Source organism: Synechococcus sp. H55.10 (assembly GCF_047502715.1).
GTDB lineage: Bacteria > Cyanobacteriota > Cyanobacteriia > Thermostichales > Thermostichaceae > Thermostichus.
Window position 1 is genome coordinate 1 of record NZ_JANSJJ010000207.1, and the last position, 607, is coordinate 607.

Annotated in this window: 1 protein-coding gene; it reads right to left on the reverse strand. The window is 58.0% G+C overall.

The window, feature by feature from the left end; genetic code table 11:
• On the reverse strand, positions 1–565 hold a 565-nt coding region (locus NW858_RS11585), incomplete at its 3' end, for a TetR/AcrR family transcriptional regulator (protein WP_414520550.1).
• Positions 566–607: the final 42 nt, after the last annotated feature.

The following is a 607-nucleotide window of genomic DNA, read 5'->3' on the forward strand; positions in this document are numbered from 1 at the left end:
GCTTAACTGGGGGCTTGTCAGAGGCGCTGGAAGGCAGGCCAGCGGTAACGGCTAACACTGCTGTCCCTAAAATCATGAGGTGGAGAACTCCAGCAGCGGCCTGAAGGCGATCAGAGTCAATGGCTTGTAGCTCCGGGCTAGGGAGCTGCTGAAGGTAGTGGGCTAGCTGCTCTTGCGCCTTCAGGAAGCCTGCTCTCAAGGCACGGCGATGCTCCTCGGAGTAGAAGCCTGCTTCTCCCACCAACGAGCGCACCAGCTCAGGGTTATTAGCTAGGGCTTGGAAGCAGGTTTGGACATAGCGGAGGAGAATGGCTTGTAGCTCAGAGCCCCGGAAGGTAGCGGGATCCGCTGGGAGGGGTAAGTCGGCAATGCCGGAGAAAACTCCCAGCTCAGCAAATACAGCCAGGAGCAGTCCCTGCTTGCTGCCAAAGTGACGAAACAGGGTTACTTCATGAACGCCGGCCAAGTCTGCAATTTGACGGGTGGTGGTCTGAGTGATGCCCTGGCGGACGAAGAGGTCTCGAGCCGCGTTCAGCAGCCTTTGCCGGGAAGAAGGACGTGCCATGGTAGGTGATGGGGTAAGAAGTCAAGAGGAAGCGCTTAAGGT